Annotated in this window: 8 protein-coding genes and 4 pseudogenes; 2 read left to right on the forward strand and 10 right to left on the reverse strand. The window is 65.5% G+C overall.

Annotated features, from left to right (window positions below; genetic code table 11):
- Window positions 1–314: 314 nt before the first annotated feature.
- The gene (locus F2P44_RS33000) at window positions 315–2,150 is read right to left on the reverse strand and encodes an ATP-binding protein (protein WP_167094131.1); all 1,836 of its coding nucleotides are present in this window, start codon (window positions 2,148–2,150) and stop codon (window positions 315–317) included.
- A gap of 513 nt (window positions 2,151–2,663) precedes the next feature.
- Window positions 2,664–2,999, reverse strand: a pseudogene (locus tag F2P44_RS36715) (transposase); the annotation flags it as partial.
- Here F2P44_RS36715 and F2P44_RS33010 point away from each other — a divergent pair.
- Window positions 2,999–3,379 (forward strand): annotated as a pseudogene (locus tag F2P44_RS33010) (IS91 family transposase); the annotation flags it as partial. The pseudogenes F2P44_RS36715 and F2P44_RS33010 sit on opposite strands and share 1 nt — an antisense overlap.
- Here F2P44_RS33010 and F2P44_RS36720 read toward each other — a convergent pair.
- From F2P44_RS36720 to F2P44_RS33055, 8 genes and pseudogenes are all read right to left on the reverse strand, one after another.
- Window positions 3,378–3,527 (reverse strand): annotated as a pseudogene (locus F2P44_RS36720) (IS91 family transposase); the annotation flags it as partial. The pseudogenes F2P44_RS33010 and F2P44_RS36720 sit on opposite strands and share 2 nt — an antisense overlap.
- A 9-nt stretch (window positions 3,528–3,536) precedes the next feature.
- Window positions 3,537–3,857 (reverse strand): tyrosine-type recombinase/integrase, encoded by a 321-nt coding sequence (locus F2P44_RS36845; protein WP_267877645.1) that lies wholly within the window; start codon window positions 3,855–3,857, stop codon window positions 3,537–3,539.
- 94 nt (window positions 3,858–3,951) lie between these two features.
- Window positions 3,952–4,094, reverse strand: a pseudogene (locus F2P44_RS36730) (Tn3 family transposase); the annotation flags it as partial.
- 46 nt (window positions 4,095–4,140) lie between these two features.
- Window positions 4,141–5,355, reverse strand: a complete 1,215-nt coding sequence (locus F2P44_RS33035; protein WP_229423886.1) for a glycosyltransferase — start codon at window positions 5,353–5,355, stop codon at window positions 4,141–4,143.
- A complete protein-coding gene (locus F2P44_RS33040; protein WP_167094137.1) occupies window positions 5,355–6,140 on the reverse strand; it encodes an alpha/beta fold hydrolase in 786 nt (261 codons plus the stop codon). The genes F2P44_RS33035 and F2P44_RS33040 overlap by 1 nt, the downstream gene beginning before the upstream one ends.
- Entirely contained in the window at window positions 6,137–6,415 is a 279-nt protein-coding gene (locus tag F2P44_RS33045) for a hypothetical protein (RefSeq protein ID WP_167094139.1), read from the reverse strand. Before F2P44_RS33045 ends, F2P44_RS33040 begins: the two co-directional genes overlap by 4 nt.
- Window positions 6,416–6,423: 8 nt before the next feature.
- Window positions 6,424–10,785: a type I polyketide synthase gene (locus F2P44_RS33050; RefSeq protein ID WP_167094141.1), complete on the reverse strand. Its 4,362-nt coding sequence runs from the start codon at window positions 10,783–10,785 to the stop codon at window positions 6,424–6,426.
- Window positions 10,782–17,837 (reverse strand): type I polyketide synthase, encoded by a 7,056-nt coding sequence (locus F2P44_RS33055; RefSeq protein ID WP_167094143.1) that lies wholly within the window; start codon window positions 17,835–17,837, stop codon window positions 10,782–10,784. Before F2P44_RS33055 ends, F2P44_RS33050 begins: the two co-directional genes overlap by 4 nt.
- 362 nt (window positions 17,838–18,199) lie before the next feature.
- Between F2P44_RS33055 and F2P44_RS36480 the strand changes: the two genes are divergently transcribed.
- Complete coding sequence (locus tag F2P44_RS36480; protein WP_187363510.1) at window positions 18,200–18,607, forward strand: recombinase family protein; 408 nt, start codon at window positions 18,200–18,202, stop codon at window positions 18,605–18,607.
- Window positions 18,608–18,834 lie beyond the last annotated feature (227 nt).

The following is an 18,834-nucleotide window of genomic DNA, read 5'->3' on the forward strand; positions in this document are numbered from 1 at the left end:
GTTGGAATGAGGCCGATTGCCTCACTAACCAACATAGGAAACAGCTACAATCTTGCAGCAGAAACCCGGCTGTGGCGGGACCACAGGCTGCATCGAAGTCCGACTACCGCGCGAGCGGTTTAGTCCTACGCCCCAAACCGGACACTCGCGCGACTAGCAAGTGGTCATTTGCGTTCACTGTTGAAAGTTTGTATGCGCACCCAAGGATCAGTTTACTGCCCAATGGGTGGATATCGCGCTTGTATTCCAGGAATATTGGTCACTTCAGTCTGCCACCTGATCGGTGTGGCCCAAGACAGGCGACATTTGCTCCGCTATCCAAGGATTGGGACGAGTTTGGGTCCACTTCGCTCATTATCTGCATTGCCAAGATCGTTCGGCAACCGCGGCAAGCGGATTATAAATGTACTTCCCATACCGGTACCCTCGCTGGCAGCAGCGATCGACCCTCCGTGTAGCTCCACCAAACTTCTCGCCAAGGCAAGTCCGAGACCTAGCCCGCCCTGAGCTCGGTCGGGCGTACGACGCCCCTGCACGAACAGGTCGAATAAGTGTGCCAATAGTTCCGCATCCATGCCAATGCCTGTGTCTGACACGATCAATTCTGTTTCGCCCACATCGGCACGCAAGCGCATATTGATGGTGCCGCCATTTGGTGTGAACTTGTTGGCGTTGACGAGGATGTTAGCCACAACCTGGACGATGCGTTTGCGGTCGGCCATGACAAGCACTGGTTCGCGCGGGATGTCGAGCTGCAAGCTTTGATTGCTAGCTTGGACACGCGAGGCAATCTGCTCTGCGGCATCAGTTAAGATCGCACGAAGATCGAGCACGGACGTGTCGAGAGCGATCAGACCCCGCGTGACCCGAGCGACGTCAAGCAAATCGTCAACCAGGCCAGTCATGTGCCGTACTTGCCGCTTGATGACACCAGCCACATGTTGCACCCGTTCAGGATCGTTCGCGACGATTTTGAGCACCTCTGCAGCTGCGCTGACAGGCGCGAGCGGATTTCGCAATTCATGGCCGAGCATCGCAAGGAATTCGTCCTTCGCTCGGTTGGCTTCGGAGAGTTTTGTTACCAGGACTTCTCGCTCACGGTGCAGTTGTACCAGCAAGTGGCGTTCGGTCGCGTCGCGTGTGAAACAACGGGTGTAGCGCAAGCGGCCATTCTCGAAGCAACCGTTTGAACTGATGACCACATGCTGGATTGAGGCGTCTCTGCGATTTAGCCGCGCTGGCTCGTCAAGCAAAGTTTGTCCTTGCTGCAGGCGCGTCAGGATGGACGCGATGACATCGGAGTCGGTATGGAACTCCGAGATGTGATGCCCCACATATTCATCCCATCGGTAACCGAGCATCGCTAGTTCGGCCTTGTTGGCCCAGAGGATCGTACCGTCTGGTCCAACGCGGTGCAGGGCTTCGGCAGCGTTCTCTAGGAAGTCCATTAATTCCCGCTCGCGGTCCTGCAGTGTCGCTTCCGCTTCTCTGCCTCGGACAACCTCACAGCGCAGGGCATGATTCTCCTGCTGCAGGATGGCGAGCTGTCGAGACACATCTGGATCGCTCTTCTCTAGAGCCTGGGGCGAATGACAGACATGGTCATGCGCGAAGCAAATGCGTTGAAACGCAGCAGCGTCTCCGGCCCTCGAAAATTGTTGCCATGGGTAGGCACAAAAAAGCGCAAACCGGCATTCCCGAGCCAAGCTGTTCCACAGTTCTTCAAGCCGCACTGCTGCGTTATACAGGCCGCGGGAACATAGTACAGCGACCATTTCACCAAACGCGTGAACTACTGTTCCAGAATCACAGGCACTGCGGACGACACTGCCGACCGTGCGGTCAAACAGTCGCTCGTCCGGCCAGTCGTCGACCATGAACAGCGCTAGCGTGTCTTCCGCATTCAGCACGATCAGGTGCTTTAGGGGTTGTTCCTCGCCGTTCAAGGAAGCAAGCCCTTGCAGCTGATCTTGTAACGCGGTTATGTGATCGTTGGTAGCAATGACAATTGCCGTGCCACTAGTGCGCAATCCCTGCTCAATGAACTCGGCAACCTCGCTCAGAAGCGTGACCTCGTCTTGGTAGAAGCGTACGAAATGAGGTGGAGGATAAGATTGAGGGAGAGTCGGATTTTGGAGTTGCGTGGACATACGTGGTCCCCTTATATTAGCGTAGGCAACACACCTATAAACGAGCAATTGTACCAGCCGATACACGTCAAAATGTGACAATTTCTCCCCAGATCCACACCCGGTTTGATTTTGCGCTACCGATACCGGATTGATTTGATCTTGTGATGTCCGCTTTTGTTAAGGGTTGTAGGATGCCTGCCCTTTATCGAGAATGCAATAGGACCGCTGGCCCGAGCGGGCAGGCGTCGTACAAGCCTCAAGGGAGGAAACCGCGGGATGTGTCGTTGCGGCCCGATGTTCTACGGGCCTATGGGGATTTGACTGATCGGATGACTGCAGAATGCTCCGGTAGCCCAGCTAAACCTGTCACTGGGACCACGTTTTGGCCTGCGACGGGACCGGCGCCTCCTACTTTGGTTGATACTCCCTGCGCTCGGAGGCCAAATTTCTGTGAATGACACAGCCGTCCCCCTGCGTCGGGTCGTGACGCAGTCGATGGTGGACGGGTTGAACGCATTGGCATGAACTGCGTCATATCGCACCTCGCAACGCAGGTGGCGCTCCGATTGAGTAGTGACGTGGCAAAGTCGCGGTAATGACCATGCCGGCACCGCAGTGAGGACAGACGAAGGTCGCTTGGGCGGTCTCGGTTTGCGGGTCTTTGACTGGTTGGACCTGGGCGGGGATCTGCAGCAGTTGGCGAACGTGTGCGAGATTGCTTTTGCGCTTGGCATTGGCAAGAAGCCCATAGTGGCGAATGCGGTGAAAGCCGCTCGGCAGCACGTGCAGCAGGAAGCGGCGCATGAATTCGGCCGCTGCGAGTGTCATGGCCTTGACCGGCGTTCTCCCTTTGGCGCGATAGTCTTTGCGGCCAAGCGGAAATCGCCTATAACTCGTGCCGCAACCGCCATTGCCCGAAGTGTCAGGCCAGGGCTGCCAAGCGCTGGCTCGAAGCGCGCCAGGCCGATTTGCTTCCGGTCGAGTACTACCATGTGGTGTTCACTTTGCCGGCCCCGATTGCGGCCATCGCCTGGTACCACAAGACCGCGGTGTATGGCCTGCTGTTCGATATCGCCGCTGGGACAATGCGCACCATCGCCGCCGACCCCAAACACCTGGGCGCACAGATCGGCATGACGATGGTCTTGCACACATGGGGATCGGCACTCACGCATCATCCCCAAGTGCACGGCATTGTTCCCGGCGGCGGTCTGTCGCCTGATGGCGCGCGCTGGGTAGCGTGCAAGCATGTCCTCCCAGCGCCGCACTGCGGCACTGTTCGATGGCCGACATCACCTTGAGCTGGCCCAGGCTCAATCGTTCCGTCTGCCGCCAGGCAGGGCCGTGGCGGCGAAAGATGTCAGCAACTTCAAGGGCAGGCCGTGTCGTGGCCACGACCTTCGTCTATCGCACGGCCTCCAGCGGGCTGACCACTTCGCGCAGGAGTTCTGTCGCGACCTGTGCATAGAGGGCTGTGGTGTCGAGCTTCTTGTGACCCTGCAGCACCTGGATAACACGGATATCAACTTTCTGTTCCAGCAGGTGGGTGGCAAGGTGCGCGGGTGGATGCCGCATATCACTGGGTATACAATTGGCCGGCACTCGCTTTCCGCAATCGGGGATGAATTGGCCGGACAAAGTCAAGATGGAATAGAGATTTTTCTTTAGCTCATCGGCTGAAAGCTCGCCGTCTCTTAGCGCCGTTTGTAACAAGTGGAGGGCCATATCCGCAAGGAGATCCTCTGCTTTTCCGTCCAACCCGATTCACCGCGCCTTGACGCGTGCTTCCGATAGGCAGACTCGGTCAGGTCATGCGCCTTGCGTGGATAGTGCGCCAGAGCTCGACGCCGTCAATGTACTTAAGCAGGAATTGTGTCCTGATCACCCGACCCCGCTCATGAAATGCGAAGTACCGCCTGTTTTTCGGTGGTCGGTGCCCAGGCGGCGCAAGATCATCGACGGCGGATGTCCGGAACATGACGGCTTGCTGACAATTCAAAGTCAATGACTACATCTGCCGGCGGCAGAGATAAGCGACCGCTCGCACCCCACCCACGCGGCCGTCGCAGCGGCGCGCGTCGTCCCGCAGCGCGATCAGATTTGTGGCGACCCCGGGTGCGTTCAGCAGGCGCGCGGCGTGCTCGCGTAGCATTTGGGGCGAGTGCCGCACGCGCGAGACGCGTACGCCGACGCCTAGTTCTTCGAGCCGCTGGGCGATCCAGGTCTGGTCGAAGACGAAAGGGAAGGTGATCGCGGGCACGCCGCTATGCAGGCATTCTGCCGCTGTGTTGTAGCCGCCGTGCCCGAATACCAGGTCGAACAGTTCGAGCAGGTAGAACTGGTTGACGAAGGGACGGCTGATGACAGTGGCTTGGATCGGCACGCCCTCGAACGCTTCCCGCAGCACGTCCTCGGGCGCGGAAAACAGGAACAGGCAGTCCGGCTCGTTGTGCGACAGTAGGATATTGCGGAAGATCTTCACGGCCGCCTCACGGTTCGACGCCAGCCCGGCCACCACGGAGCCAAGCGCGGCGAAGAACTTCGTGCCTTCGAATTGGCCAATCTGCGCGGCCAGCGCCGCGTCGTCGGCGCTTGGTGCGCGCCGCAGGAAGGCCGGGCCGATGAACGAGACCGGCCGGCCGCCGCTCAAGCGCGGCGCCGTGGTGGCGCCGCAAAATAGTTCGCTTGCAAAGCACAGATGGCGTTCAGGCGACGGTTGAACGGCGCCGGGATCGAGCCGTTCGGCCAGCGTGGCGCACATTTGCGCAAAGACCTTGTCGAACGCCTGCGCCATACCCTGGCTGAGAATGGCCGATACGCCGTCCTTGGGCAGGAATTCGAGCGGCGAGCTGACCGTGTACATGAAAGGGCAGTACAGTGCGCGCGCGATCATCGGCGCCAGCGGCAGCAATTGGTCGAACAGCAGCAGGTCGGGCTTGAAATCCGCGCAGTGGCGCAGCGTGTCTTCGTACACATGCAGGCAGAAGTGCTGCAGGGCATGGACCGCCTCGAGAACGACGTTGCCCCCCGCCGCGCCAACTACCTGGTCGATGCTGAACGCCGCGACCGTCGCGCGCGCGACGCCTTCCGGCATGCTGAACGGCTGCGCGAAATAGTCGATCACCAGCACCGCGTGCCCGCACTCGCGCAAGGCTTGCGCGAGTGCGGCCAGCGGAGTCATATGGCCCACCAGCGGCGGTGCCGCGCACACGATCCTCGCCATCACGCGCCCCCTGCAAGGATGGTCTGCAAGGCGTCGCCGACTGCGCCGGCGTTCTTGATGACGAAGTCGTGCTCGCCCTCGACGATCGTCAGGCTGCAGTCCTTGATCAGCGACTGCTGGTGCTCGGCGTAGCCGAGATATCCGGCGCGGCTCGAATAGATCAGCGCAGTCTTGCAGGCGATCGCCTCGAATGCGGCGTCGCTGAAGGGCTGGTCGGCCAGTACCTCGTGCCGGAAGCTGGTTTGCCGCAGCGCGTCCAGGCGCGACTTGGCGTTGCCGATCTGGCGTCGGCGGCCCTGGATGTCGTGCCGCAGGCTGTCCTTGATCGGATCGATGAAGCGGCCCGACGGTGCAAAGTCGCCACCCAGCACGGCACTGAGGCCGTCGAGCATGTCGTCGATGTCCTGCGCCGCCACCGGCAGCGGCGGCGAGTCGACGACCACCAGCGCCGCCGCCGACTCGGGGTAGCGCATCGCCCACTCGGTCGCGATATGACCACCGTAGCTGTAGCCGACCACCGTTACCGGGCCGCTGGCGAAGCGGCGCCGCACCCGTTCGAGATCGCGCGCGTGCTCGCCCAGGCTGTAGCCATGCGGCGGCGCCGGCGAGAGGCCGTGGCCGCGCTGGTCGTAGCTGATGACGTGGTAGTGCTTCATCAGCCGGAACGCATACGCGAGCACCCACAGCCCGGCGCTGCCGGCCATGCCGTGCACGAACAGCACCGTTGGCAGGGCCGGGTCGCCCATCTCGATGGCGTTCAGTTCAATGCCACCGTCCTCGCTCATGCCACGTCGGCGGCGATGAACTGGGCGATGTCGCCCACCGTCAGGCCGACGATCGACTCCATCGTCATGCGCTTGAACCACGATTCGAAATCGACCCCGGGGAATTTCTTGAACATCAGCTCGATCACTTTCGCGATTTCGATGCTGTCCAGTTCAATCCCTTCACTCAGGCTGGTGCCTGCCTCGATCTCCATCTCCTGCGCCCACTCCGGGCCCACCACCTGGTGGATCGCCAGTCGGATTTCCTGTACTGCCTGCTCGTTGCTGATACCCATGCTGCTTCCTATTGTGGTTGAACTTCGCGTATCCAACTGATGACATGCCCGTCCTGATGGCGCCGGCCGCTGAAGGCCACGCCTTCCACTTCGCCGGTCCAGCCGGCGCCGCCCGCCTGCACCGCGCGCACCTTGATCCTGCGCGGGGCGCCAGCCAGCCCGCCGCCCTGGCACTTGCCCCAAGCTTCCTTGGCGGTCCAGAATAGGGTCTGCCAGAAGGCTCGCTCTTCGGCCGGCTGGGCGTCGAAGAAGGCGATTTCCTGGGCGTCGTAGTTGAGCAGTTCGAATGCTTCGCCGCGCACCTCGATGGTTTCGACATCGACGCCGACGCGCTGCTCGCCGCCGACGATGACGACCGCGATCTGCGGCTTGTGGCTGATCGACAGCGCCAGCGGCGCCGCCTGGCCGCGCACTCTGGCCCATGGCGCGCCATGGGTGTCGTGTTCGATCTCGATCTCGCTCGGGAACAGCGTCTCGACCTGGCGGTGGTGGTACAGCCAGTGCTTGAGCGCGTCCTTGGCCGCGACGACGCCGCGCAGGCGCGCATTGCGGTTAGGGATCGTCATGCTGGCGTCGACCCGGGCGATCTCGCGCCCGGTCAGATAGCTCTTGGTGAGCATCACGCGCGACCAGTTGGAGCGCAACGCGAGGTCGAACACGAACAGGCCGTCGTCGAGCTGGGAGCAGACGCCGTTGAGCCGTTCCGGGGTGCGGAAGATGGCGAACAGGTTAGGGTCGGCGGTGAAGCGGCGGCCGGCGAACTCGTTCACCCGCAACAGCACGCGGCCGTCGCGGCACAGCTCAAGGTCGTAGGTGAATTCGAGGTCCGTGATCTGGCGCGTGACGACGCGGCAGTCGTACCGATGCCGCGGGTCGCGCAGCGCCGCCCATGGCGCGAACAACTCGACCTTGTCGATCTTGAGCGGCAGGACGACGTTGTCGATGTCGTGGTGCGAACAAAACCAGACGCCGGCCAGTTGGAAGGCGCCGTCGAGCAGCGCGCCCTTGCCGCCGGCTGCGCCGACCACGCCGGCGATCCCGCTGAGGTCCATCGGCCCGATCTGCCGCACGCCCTGGTAGAGCGGGCCGTGGAACAGCCAGCGGTCGCGGTAGATCTCGTCGAACCGCAGCGCAAATGGCGGCGGCTGGTCGGTGCGGATCGGGCGCTCGGCCACGGCGGGAGCGGCGGGCAGGCTGTCGGCCACCTCCACCAGGCACGAGAAGCGGTCTTCGACCACCACCGCGTAGCTGTCGGGCCCCTTGCGGTATAGGCGGGCCTCGAGTGTGACGGCGGCTTGCACCTCGATGAAACGAAACGACAGCACCTTGTGCACGGCGCGGATCGACCGGCCGGGCAGGTAGGCGGACACCACTTCGCAGGCCAGCTCGATCATCATCGTCATCGGCACCACGGCCGAGCGCTCCGCGATCGGCCTGCCGTCGTGCGACTGGTAGATCTCGTGGTGATACAACTCGGGGTAGCGTTCGTGGTCGATGGCGATGGTTTGCCGGTGTACGACGGCGTGCGGATCGAGCGCCGCCTCGGCGCCCCTGCGTAACGGGCCTGCCATGCAAGGCTGGCCTTCGTCGCCCCGAGCCAAAGGTTCTTGTGCGAGGGCCGCGATCACATCCTGCTGCGCGCGCCGGAACAGGTCGAGGCTGGCGTCGTACGGCGTGTCCTGTGGCGCTGGTCCCTCCGGGGCGAAGGGCGCGAACGAAGGCACGGCGTGGAATTCGACCATGCTCGGTTCGAGCGGTATCGCGTGCGTGCGCGGCGCCGGCTCGCGCGCGAGCAAGCCGAACTGCGCGAAATCGATGGTCTTGCCTTCGGCGAACAGGCCGGCCGCCACGCGCCGCAGCATCTGTTCGGTGCTCTTGTCCTGGCCGTTCGCGTCGAGCGTCATGCAGTCTTTGCCCTTGAGGGTGTCGGCGACAAAGCCGCTCAGGCCTGCGTTGCCGATCTGTACAAACACGCGGAAGCCTTCCTCATGCATGCGTTCCACCAGTTCGCGAAAGCGCACTGGCGAGGCCATCGTCTCGACGATCAGTTCCTTGACGGCGGCGTCGCTGTGCGGGAAGGGGCCGGCCAGGCTGGCGGACCACAGTGGAATCGCCGGCTGCGACAACGCGATGCCCTCGACCAGCGGCCGGATGCGCTGCAGCGTCGGCCGGATGTACGGCGTATGCGACGCCGCTTCGATGCCCATGTCGACCGACAGGATGCCTTGCGCGCGCAGGATCTGCTGCGCGGCCTCCAGCGCTGCGGGCGAGCCGCACACGACACTGTGGCCGGGACAGTTGTCGACCGCGAGCGCCATGCCGTCGATGTCGCGCAGCAGGGCGTCGAGCCGGTCCGCGCCGCACCACACCGCCAGCAGGAAGTAGCCCTTGCCCATCACGTCGTCTTGCAGCGCAAGCAGGCGCTCGACCAGCACCGCCAGTTCGCGCTTGCCGATCGCGCCGCTCGACACGCACGCGATCCACTCGCCTAGCGAATGGCCGGCAATCGCGTCGGGCACGACGCCGAGCGAGGTCAACACGCGGTGCATGGTGTCGGTGGCGTAGACCGTTTGCAGGCTGCCGGCCACCAGCGCGTCGCCGCCGCCGGCCGAGAGCTGCGCCAGGTCGAGGCCGAAGCGCAGCGCCAATTCGCGGAAGTCGGGGTTGACCTGGTTGCCCAGGCCAGGGAACAGGAAGGCCAGTTTTCCGCCCGCAGCCAGCAGGGCGTCAGGGGAGAAGAAGATGTCTTGCTTGCCGCGCCATGCCTTGCCGCGCGCGACGAGGCGTGCAGCCTTGGCGAGCCGCTCCGGCGTCGGATCGAACAGCACCAGCCGGCACGGTCCCTGGCCCGGATGCAGTTCACCCCGTTCCAAGTCGGCCAGCAGGGCTTGCGGGTCGCTGCGCGAGAGCGCCAGCACCGTTTCTTCGGTCAGCAGCCGTGGCTTTTGGGCCGTGTTGCGCGCCACCGGCACCCGGCGCTCGGGCGGTGCGCTCATGACCAGGTGGGCGTTGATGCCGCCAAACCCGAACGCGCTGACGCCGGCGATGCGCGGCCTAGCCTCAGGCCATGGCGTGCTTTGCGGCGGCACGTAGAAACCCTGGCCAGCCAGGTCGCCGCGCAGCGAGCGGCAGTGCAGCGACGGCGGCAGGATCCCGTCGCGCAGGGCGCTGGCGGTCTTGATCACGCTGGCGATGCCGGCAGCGCCGAGCGTATGGCCGATCATCGACTTGACCGAGCCGAGCGCAATCTGGCGCCCCTGCATGTGCGGCCCGAAAAACCGTATCAGCGATTCGCTCTCGACCTCGTCACCGCGCGGCATGCCGGTGCCGTGGCATTCGATGTAGCCGGCGCGGCCAGGGTCGATGCCAGCGCTGTTCCAGGCTTTGGTGAAGGCGCCGATCTGGCCGTCGGAGAACGGCGCCAGCAAGCTCTCGGCGCGGCCGTCGCTGCAGGTACCGACACCTTCAATGACGGCGTGGATGCGGTCGCCCGCGGCGAGCGCGGCGTCAAGCGGCTTGAGCACCACCAACCCTGCGCCTTCGCCGAGTAGCAGGCCGTCGGAATCGCGGTCGAAGGGGCGAATCTGTTCTTGCCGCGACAGCGCGCCGATGTTGGTGAACATCGACCAGTAGCCCTGGGTCAGCGGCAGGTGCACGCCGCCGGCCAGCATCAGCTCGCAGCGGCCCAGTTGCAGCTGCATGATGGCGTTCTCGATCGCCACCAGCGAGGAGGCGCACGCGGCGTCGAGGATGTAGCTGGGGCCGGCCAGGTTGAGCCGGTTGGCCAGGCGCGAGGCGGCGAAGCCGGGCACCAGATTGCGCGTGCGGCTGTTCTCGAAGCCGGCCTGGCGCTCCTCGAGGAAGCGTTCGGCGAAGCGGTCAAGCTCGCCCTCGTCGAGCGCGGGAAAGCTGCTGCGTAGGGTCTGGCGTAGCTGCGGAAGCAGCTTGATGCGGTCGAGGAAGCGTATCGTCACGGGGCCGATCGGCATGGTGCGGCCGAGGATCACCCCGGCCTGCAGGGCGGTGGCGCCATGCTCGACGCCGGCGTCGGCCAGCGCCTCGCGCGCGAGGTCAAGCATGATGAACTGGTCGGCCTCGGCTTCGGCCACTTCGCGCGGCACGATGCCGTAGCGTAGCGGATCGAAGCTGATGTCGGTGACGACGCCGCCGCGCCCGCAGTAGGTCTGCTCCAGCGAGGGCACGCTGCCCGGCGCGTAGTAGCCGTCCTGCTTGCCCCAGCGCGCCGCCATCGGGTAGGGGCCGACGGCGTCGACGCCGCCCTTGATGTTGTGCCAAAACGTGGTCAGGTCGGGCGCCTTGGGGAAACGGCTGGCCATGCCGATGATGGCGACTTTGAATGGACTCGTCATGCGCTATGCTCGTTCCAGAACAGGGCTTCGTCTTTGGCGCAGGTGACGATCAGGCGGCCGGAGCGCTTGCCGGCGGCCAGTTCGTCGAACAGGAAGGCGACGCCCTGGTCACGCTTGATCGCGTGGATGCCCATGCCCTCGAGGTGCTTTTGCAGTGTCGCGTCGATCATGCCGGCGCCTTCCCACGGGCCCCAGTTGATCGACAGGTAGTGGCCGGGGCGGCTCGCGTTTAGCGCCATCGCGCGCTTGTCGAGGTAGGCGTTGGCGGCCGAGTAGTCGGTCTGTCCCCGGTTGCCCAGCGTGGCCGAGATGCTCGAGAAGAAAACCACGAACTTGGGCTCGGTGAGCCGGTCCAGGCTGTCGAGCACGTGTTCGACCCCGGCTGCCTTGGTGTGGTAGACGCGGGCGATCGAGGCGTCGCTCTTGTCGCCCAGGAAGCGGTCGTCGAGGATGCCGGCACCGAACAGTACGCCATCGATGCGGCCGTATTGCGCCATCACGGCGCCGAGGGTGGCGTCGACCTGGGCGGTGTCGGTGACGTCGGCCTGGTAGTAGCTCATCTGGCTGCCGAAAGCGTCGAGTTCTTCGATCGTGCGGCGCATCTGTTTTTCAGCCAGGATGGACTGCAGCGCTTCCTCGATCTCCTTCGGACGCGCCGCCGGGCCATGCCTGGCCAGCAGTGCCTGGCGCAGCGCGACTGCGTCGTCGATGCCAGGGAAGGGCTCGGCCCCTTGCGGCAGGGCGGAGCGGCCCAGCAGCACCAGGCGGCAGCGGTAGCGTTCGGCGAACGCGCTTGCGAACCAGCTGGTGATGCCCTTGGCGCCGCCGACGATCACCACGACCGCCTCCGGTTCGAGGTGGTAGCGGTCAAGCGAGGCGATGAAGGGCGGGCGCGGCAACGCCTTGCGGGCGTGGCGCACGCCGTCGCACCAGGCCACCGGCTGGGCCAGGATCTCGGGTTCGCTGAACATCTCGCCGACCAGACGGGCGGCGCTGCTGTCGGCGTCGAGCGTGGCTGCGTCGTGCACGATCAAGGGGCGGATCATGCGTACTTTTGGCCATTCCCAGCGCAGACTCACCAGCAGACCGCTGGCGCCGCTGCCGCACGAGGGGCTGGCGTAGCTGCCGTCGGCATGGCGCAGCGGTTGGGCGTCGAACTGGATCGCCATCACGGTGTCGATGCTGCGCGCGTCGCATGCCTGCAGCGCGTGGAACAGGCCGAGCACATCTTGGTAACTACTGTCGTCGCGGTTGAAGTAGAGGATGCCGTTGGTGTCGAGCCGCAGCCCGGCCTTGAGCTCACTCCATTCGAGGCTGACCAGACGCGCATCGCGCGCGTCGAGCTGCGCGCGCAGCGCTTGCAGCAGGTCGGGTGGCGCGCCGATGGCGTGGTAGGTCTTGCCGCCGGCCGTGGCAACGCTCGTTGGCAGCAGCGGTTTGGGTGCGTACAGCACGTCGAGCACGCGCAGCGGTACCGCTGCCGGCGCCGCAACTGGCGGCGCTTCTTGCTGCGTTTCTTGCCGCGCCGGCTGGCCATAGTCGGCCAGCCAGGCGCTGATGCCGCGCAGCGTCTTGATCTTCGATACCTGTTCGAGGAACTGGGCCGCGTCCTCGCCCAGCTCGTCGGCGGTGCCGCCGGTGGCCATGCCGAGATCTTTGCCGATCTCCGAGAGCAGTTCGACCCGCTTGATTGAGTCGATGCCGAGGTCGGCCTCAAGATCGAGGTCGGCCTCGATCATCTCCTCTGGATAGCCGGTGCGGGCGCAGATGAGCTGCCTGAGGCGGGCTTCGATCGCGCCGCGCTCGCGTACCGCAGGTGCGGCGGCCGCTGGCGGCGGCGCCGATGGCGCCGATGACTTGACGTAGTCGGCCAGCCAGGTGCTGATGCCGCGCAGCGTTTTGATCTTCGACACCTGTTCGAGGAATTGCGCCGCGTCGTCGCCGAGTTGGTCGGACGAACCGGCCGCCACGCCGAGATCCTTGCCGATCTCGGAGAGCAGCTCGACCCGCTTGATCGAATCGATGCCGAGATCGGCCTCGAGGTCGAGATCGGCCTCGATCATCTCTTGCGGGTAGCCGGTGCGGGCGCAAATGAGTTCCTTCAGCCGCGCTTCGATCGTGGCGCGATCGGTGCGGGCGGGCGCGCTGACGCCGGCCACCACGGCGGGGGCGGCGACGGCGACGGGGCGGGCCGGTTCGCGCGCAGGTGCCGGGGCGGCGCCCAGATAGCCGAGCATGATGTCGCGCTGGCTTTCGACGAAGTTGTCGAGGCTGTCGAAGTAGCTCTTGAGGACGGCTTCGCGTCCGCCGGTGGGCGCGAGGCTCGTCTGCACCTGCACCGGCGTGATAGCCCCCGGCTGGTAGGCCTGAGGCGGGAGCGGCCCCTTGAGTGGCCGCGCGCGCTGACCGTTGACTTCCCAGATGGTCGGCGCCAGCGCTTGCGGCTTGGCGATGGCCAGTGTGCGCAGGCGCCGGTTGGCGAACAGCGCCTTGAGGTCGAGCGCCACGCCGAGGGTGGCGAGCCGCCCCAGCATGTTCATCAGGCCCTTGAGCGGCGGCGCGTCGCGCAGCAGCATCGGGATCGCCTGCACCGGCGCGCCGTCCAGAATGCTGCCGACCAGGCCGGACAGGGCATTGCCGGCGCCCACTTCGACGAAGGTGCGCACGCCGCCTTGCTGGTGCATCGCGCGGATCATGTCGGCAAAGCGTACCGGCGCGGCGATCTGCTGGCCCAGGCGTTCGGCCAGTTCGGCGGCCGATACGGCTGCCGGGTAGGGCGCGGCGCTCTGGTTGGACCAGACCGTCAGGCGGGGGCTGTCCAGCGCGGCCTGGCGCAGGCTGGCTGTGAATTGGCCTGCGGCGCCGGCCAGTGCGCGGCTGTGGAAGGCACAGGCAACCGGCAGGATGCGCGCACGCACGTGGCGCTGGCCGAACTTGTCGCGCGCCGCGGCAATGGCCGCGCCGGGGCCGGCCAGCACGGTCTGGCGCGGTCCGTTCAGGTTGGCGATGTCGAGTTCGCCGAGTTCGCCAAGGACGTCGCGCACCAGCGCTTCGTCGCCCTCGACGGCGAGCATGGTGCCGGGGTCGCCGTCGCCCAGGCTGTCGAGGATGCTGTGCGCGCGCTGGCGGCTTATCGGCGCCAGCGCGGCGTGCGCGATGCTGCCCGCGTGGCACAAGGCGCTTAGTTCGCCGAAACTGTGGCCGGCGGCGTGGCTCGCCGTGATGCCCAGCGAAGCGAGGATCTGGGCCGCTGCCAGGCTGGTGACGGCCAGCGCCGGCTGTGCCACCGAGGTGTCGGTCAGCGCGGCTTGCTGCGCGCTGCGCTGGGCATCGTCGAAGGCCGCCGCTGGGAACATCGCGCCGTGCAGGTCCGGTTCGGCGGCCAGGTGGGCCCGCGTTTCGGGGAAGTAGGTCAGCAGGTCGGCGCCCATGCCGAGGAACTGGCTGCCCTGTCCGGGGAACAGGAAGGCCACTTCGCCCGGGTCGAGCTGCGCGCCGGCGAGATACACGCCCTGCGGGTCGGCCTGGCCTTGCGCGGCCTTCTCTAGGCGGGCGGCCAATTGCTCAAGGCTCGAGGCCACCACGGCCACACGCACCGCGCCTTCACCCTCGTTGTGCTGGTGGTGGCTGAAGGCGACGTCGCACAGCCGGTCCTGGTGGCCGGCGCGCAGATAGGTGCGCAGCAGCTCGACCTGCGCCTGCACGCTGCCGGCGCCGCGGAACAGGAACAGCTCATACGGCCACACCTGCGGCGCGGCCGGCGTGTCGCGGCGTTTGTCGGCATCGCCGCGGTCGATCACAAGGTGGTAGTTGGTGCCGCCGAAACCGAAGGCGCTCACGCCGGCGGTGCGCTGCTCGTCCAGCCAGGGCAGGGTGTGCGACAGGAAGTAGAAGGAGCTGCTTTGCTGGCGGTAGTAGGCGTTGGGCCGTTCCAGGTTCAGCGTCGGCGGCAGCAAGCCCTGGTCGACGGCGTAGGCGGCCTTGATCAGGCTGGCCACCCCGGCGGCGCACTTGGTGTGCCCGATCTGGGTCTTGACGGAACCGAGCGCGCAGCCGGCGCGGGCGCTGCCGGCGCTCGCGAACACCGTCTCCATCGACGCCAGCTCGGTGCGGTCGCCCACCACGGTACCGGTGCCGTGCGCTTCGAGCAGGCCGACCTCGGACGGCGAGATGCCGGCGCGGCGGTAGGCCCGGCTCAGGGCGCGCTGCTGGCCCTGGCGGCGCGGGGCGGTCAGGCCGAGCGACTTGCCGTCGCTGGCGCCGCCGATGCCGCGGATGACGGCGTAGACATAGTCGTCGTCGGCCAGCGCGTCCTCGTAGCGCTTGAGTACCACCGCGCCGGCGCCTTCGCCCAGCGCGATGCCGTCGGCCGTGTCGGAGAACGAGAAGCACTTGCCGCGCGAAGACAGCGCGTGGGTGCTGGAGAACATCAGGTAGTCGTGGATGCCGTTGTGGAAGTCGACCCCGCCGGCGATGGCCAGGTCGCTCTCGCCATAGCGCAGCTCCTTGATGGCCGCATCAATCGCCGCCAGCGAGGAGGCGCAGGCGGCATCGACCGTGAAGTTCTGGCCGCCCAGGTCGAGCCGGTTGCTGATCCGGCCCGACACCACGTTGCCCAGCACGCCGGAGAAGCTGTCTTCGGTCAGGCGCGGTAGCGCGTCCAGCGCCTGGCTCAGCGCCGGCTCGGCGAGCAACTGCGGCAGCACGATGCGCAGGCCGTAGGCGCCGGCGATGTCACCGCCCGGCTCGATGCCGAAGACGACCGAGCAGCGTTCGCGGTTGAAGCTGCGCTCGGCGTAACCGGCGTCGTGCAGGGCCTGCTGCGCCACCACCAGGCCGGCCATCTGGGCCGGGTCGATCGAGCCCAGGCTTTGCGGCGGAATGCCGAACAGGGCCGGGTCGAAATGGAAGTCGGGGATGAAGCCGCCCCATTTGGAATTGGTTTTTTCAGCGCGCGCGCCGCTCGACTTGGGATCGTAATAGAGCGCCTTGCTCCAGCGCTCGTCGGGCACCTCGCCGACGCTGTCGCGGCCTTCGATGATGTTGGCCCAGTACTGCTGCGCCGTGAGCGCGCCGGCGAACATGCCGGCCATGCCGACGATGGCGATGTCGCAGCGCTCGCCGCGGCGGCGCGACGGCGGCGGCAGTTCGCGCAGCAGTTGCGCGGCCGAGGCCACCTCCTGGTGCAGGCCGGCGATGCTGTGCACCTCGTTGCGCAGGCAGGCGACATCGCCGAGCATGTACATGCCCTCGGATAGCTGGGTGTCGGCGCAGACTTCCTGCAGCTCGCCGTCGACGCGCTTGATACCCTTCGAGGCGATGCGCAGGTGGCCGGCGTTCATCTGCTCGAGCGCGAGGAAGATCTCGTCGCGGTTCTTGCCCTCGCTACGCATGCGGCTGCGCTCTTGCTCGAGGAAGTCGACATACGGCGTGCGCAGGCAGCGCGTGACGTGGCCCGGCCGGGTCTGCACCAGTGCCGTCTCGGTGCTGGCCACGGCCAGTTCCTGGTAGGCCCGCAGCACCGCGCCTTCGCGCACCGCTTCGTCGGTGAACAGGTAGGCGGTGCCCATCGAGATGCCGATCTTGGCGCCCAGCGCGGCCAGCGGCGCGCACATGGCCGCCAGCAGCGCCGCCGAGAGGCGGTCGTGCAGGCCGCCGGCAAACAGCAGCGTCAGGTCGGCGGCGCCCTCGAATTCGAGCGCACGCGAGATCTGGCCCTCCCACAGCGTCATCGACGACAGCGGGCCGACGTGGCCGCCGCACTCGCGGCCCTCGAACACGAAGCGGCGCGCGCCGCCCTCGAGGAAGCTGTCGAACAGGCGCGTGGTGGGGCAGTGCAGGAAGGTTTTGATGCCGCAGTTGTCGAACTGCCTGGCCTGGTCGGGCCGGCCTCCCGCCAGGATGACGTAGGAGGGCGCGAACTCGCGCACCAGCTCGGCCTGTGCGTTGTAGAGCTCCGGCGGCAGGAAGCCGAGCAGGCCGACGCACCAGCTCTGGCCCTGCAGGCGGGCGCGGGTCTGCTCGAGGATGGGGCGGGCGCGCTCGGGCTGCAGCAGCGCCAGCGCGAGCGAGGGCATGCCGCCGGCGGCGGCAACGGCGGCCGCAAAGCCGGGCCGGTCCGACACCTGCGCCATCGGCCCTTGTACGAAGGGGTAGACCAGGTCGTGGGCGGCGGCGAACGGGGAGTGGGGGGCGAATACGTCGTTGCGCTGCGCCTGGCGCAGGTGGCCGTCGATGGCCTCGTCGGTGGCGTGGACCAGTGAGACGGCGTCGCGGTAAAGCGAGTGGAACAGCTCGGCCAGCGCCAGGTCTTCGCCGGCCAACAGCGGTGCGTTGGCGCCGGCGAGCTGGGCGAGCACCTCGTCGCGCTCGGCTTCGTCGGCCAGGTCGGGCAGCAGCTTGTGGCGCAGGAAGCGGTAGCCGCCGGCCACCGTGGTCTCGGAGCCGTTGGCGGCGCGTACGATGCCGGGCAGCGGTGCCGGCAGCGAGACCGTGTGCAGCAGGGCCAGTTGCGAGTCGTACAGCACGCCCTGGGCGCCGGCCAGCACGGCCGCCGCCGCGCCATGCGGCCCCATGCCGCCCTGTATCCAGAAGGGCAGGCGCAGGCGGCCATGCATCTGCTGCAGCAGGATGAAACTGTTGAAGGCGCCGACCCGGCCGCCGCTCTCCGCACCTTTCAAGACCAGGCCGTCGGCGCCCAGGCGTTCGGCCTCCAGCGCCTCCTCCAGCGAGACCACCTGGACCAGGTGGAACACGCCTGGCAGCGGCTCGAAGGCGGCCGGCGAAGCGTGCATCAGCAGCTGGACTTGGGGCGGCAGATCTGCCGGCGCCAGCCGCACGCCTTCGGGAAGGCGCAGGCCGAACACGCCGTGCGGATCGGTCCTTACCTTGGCGATCGCGCGCCGTGCCTGCTGCCAGTCACGGCCGACGTCGAGGAAGGCGATGGCGCCCGCCCGCAGGAAGTCACTGACAAGGCGGTAATCCGGTCGTTCAAAGGGGGATACGATCAGAACGCGCTTCTGGGTGCCTTGCAACATAGTCTCGAATGGCATGCTGTTTTCCTTAGGTCAAGGCCGACGAGGTTAACATATTCATATGCATGTTGCATATCCATGCGGATATTGACGCATGGCATGAGATTTATTTCTTGTGGCATTTCGAACAAGCACATGAAGCGTGTCGGACAGCGTGGTTGTAGGGCGGATTCGGAATGCTGGCCGCTCTGCATGCAAGAATTTCTACATGTCTATATCAAGCAAGAATTTCTACATGTCTATATCAAAATAGGCTTGAAATGACGCCACACCGGCATACAAAAGTGACTATTGAGATACATTACCTATTGGAAATATGGTGAATTGCAAGTATGGTTGCAATGTTGCAAAAATGTTAAATTATTTGTCGAATAGAAACGTTGCTCGCGCAGGCCAGGCACCAGGTCGTCGCGTTCGCGCGCCGCCTTCAAGGCATCGATGTCGTTGAGCAGGTCGGCGTGCTTGAGCATAGGCCGAGCAAGGTCGGGCTGCGAGGCTTGCAAGAAAACATCGACACCACCTCGAGCGGTGGCAGGCTGGTCTTTCACCTGGTCGGCGCACTGGCCAAGTTCGAGCGTAAGCTGACCCGCGAACGGACACGGGCCGGATTGGTCGCGGCACGCGCACGCGGGCGCATGGGCGGGCTGCCGAAACGACGCGATCCGGTTAAGCTTGTGCGCGCCGTGAAACTGCCCCGGGAGCGGAACCATACCGTTGAGGAAATCTGCAAGATGAAGGGGATTTCCACAATTGGAATGAGAATTTTTCTGCGGATTTGCGTCTTTTAATCGTAGCTGTCCCGTGCAATCAAGCCTCCTTTGTCGCAACTGCTCAGCGTCCAATGATCGCACAGGGCAGGCTGACTCGCCGACGTCCGCTTTTGGCCGGAGGACTAAACCGCTCGCGCGGTAGTCGGACTTCGATGCAGCCTGTGGTCCCGCCACAGCCGGGTTTCTGCTGCAAGATTGTAGCTGTTTCCTATGTTGGTTAGTGAGGCAATCGGCCTCATTCCAAC

The organism is Massilia frigida, assembly GCF_011682175.1.
Lineage (GTDB): Bacteria > Pseudomonadota > Gammaproteobacteria > Burkholderiales > Burkholderiaceae_D > Telluria_A > Telluria_A frigida.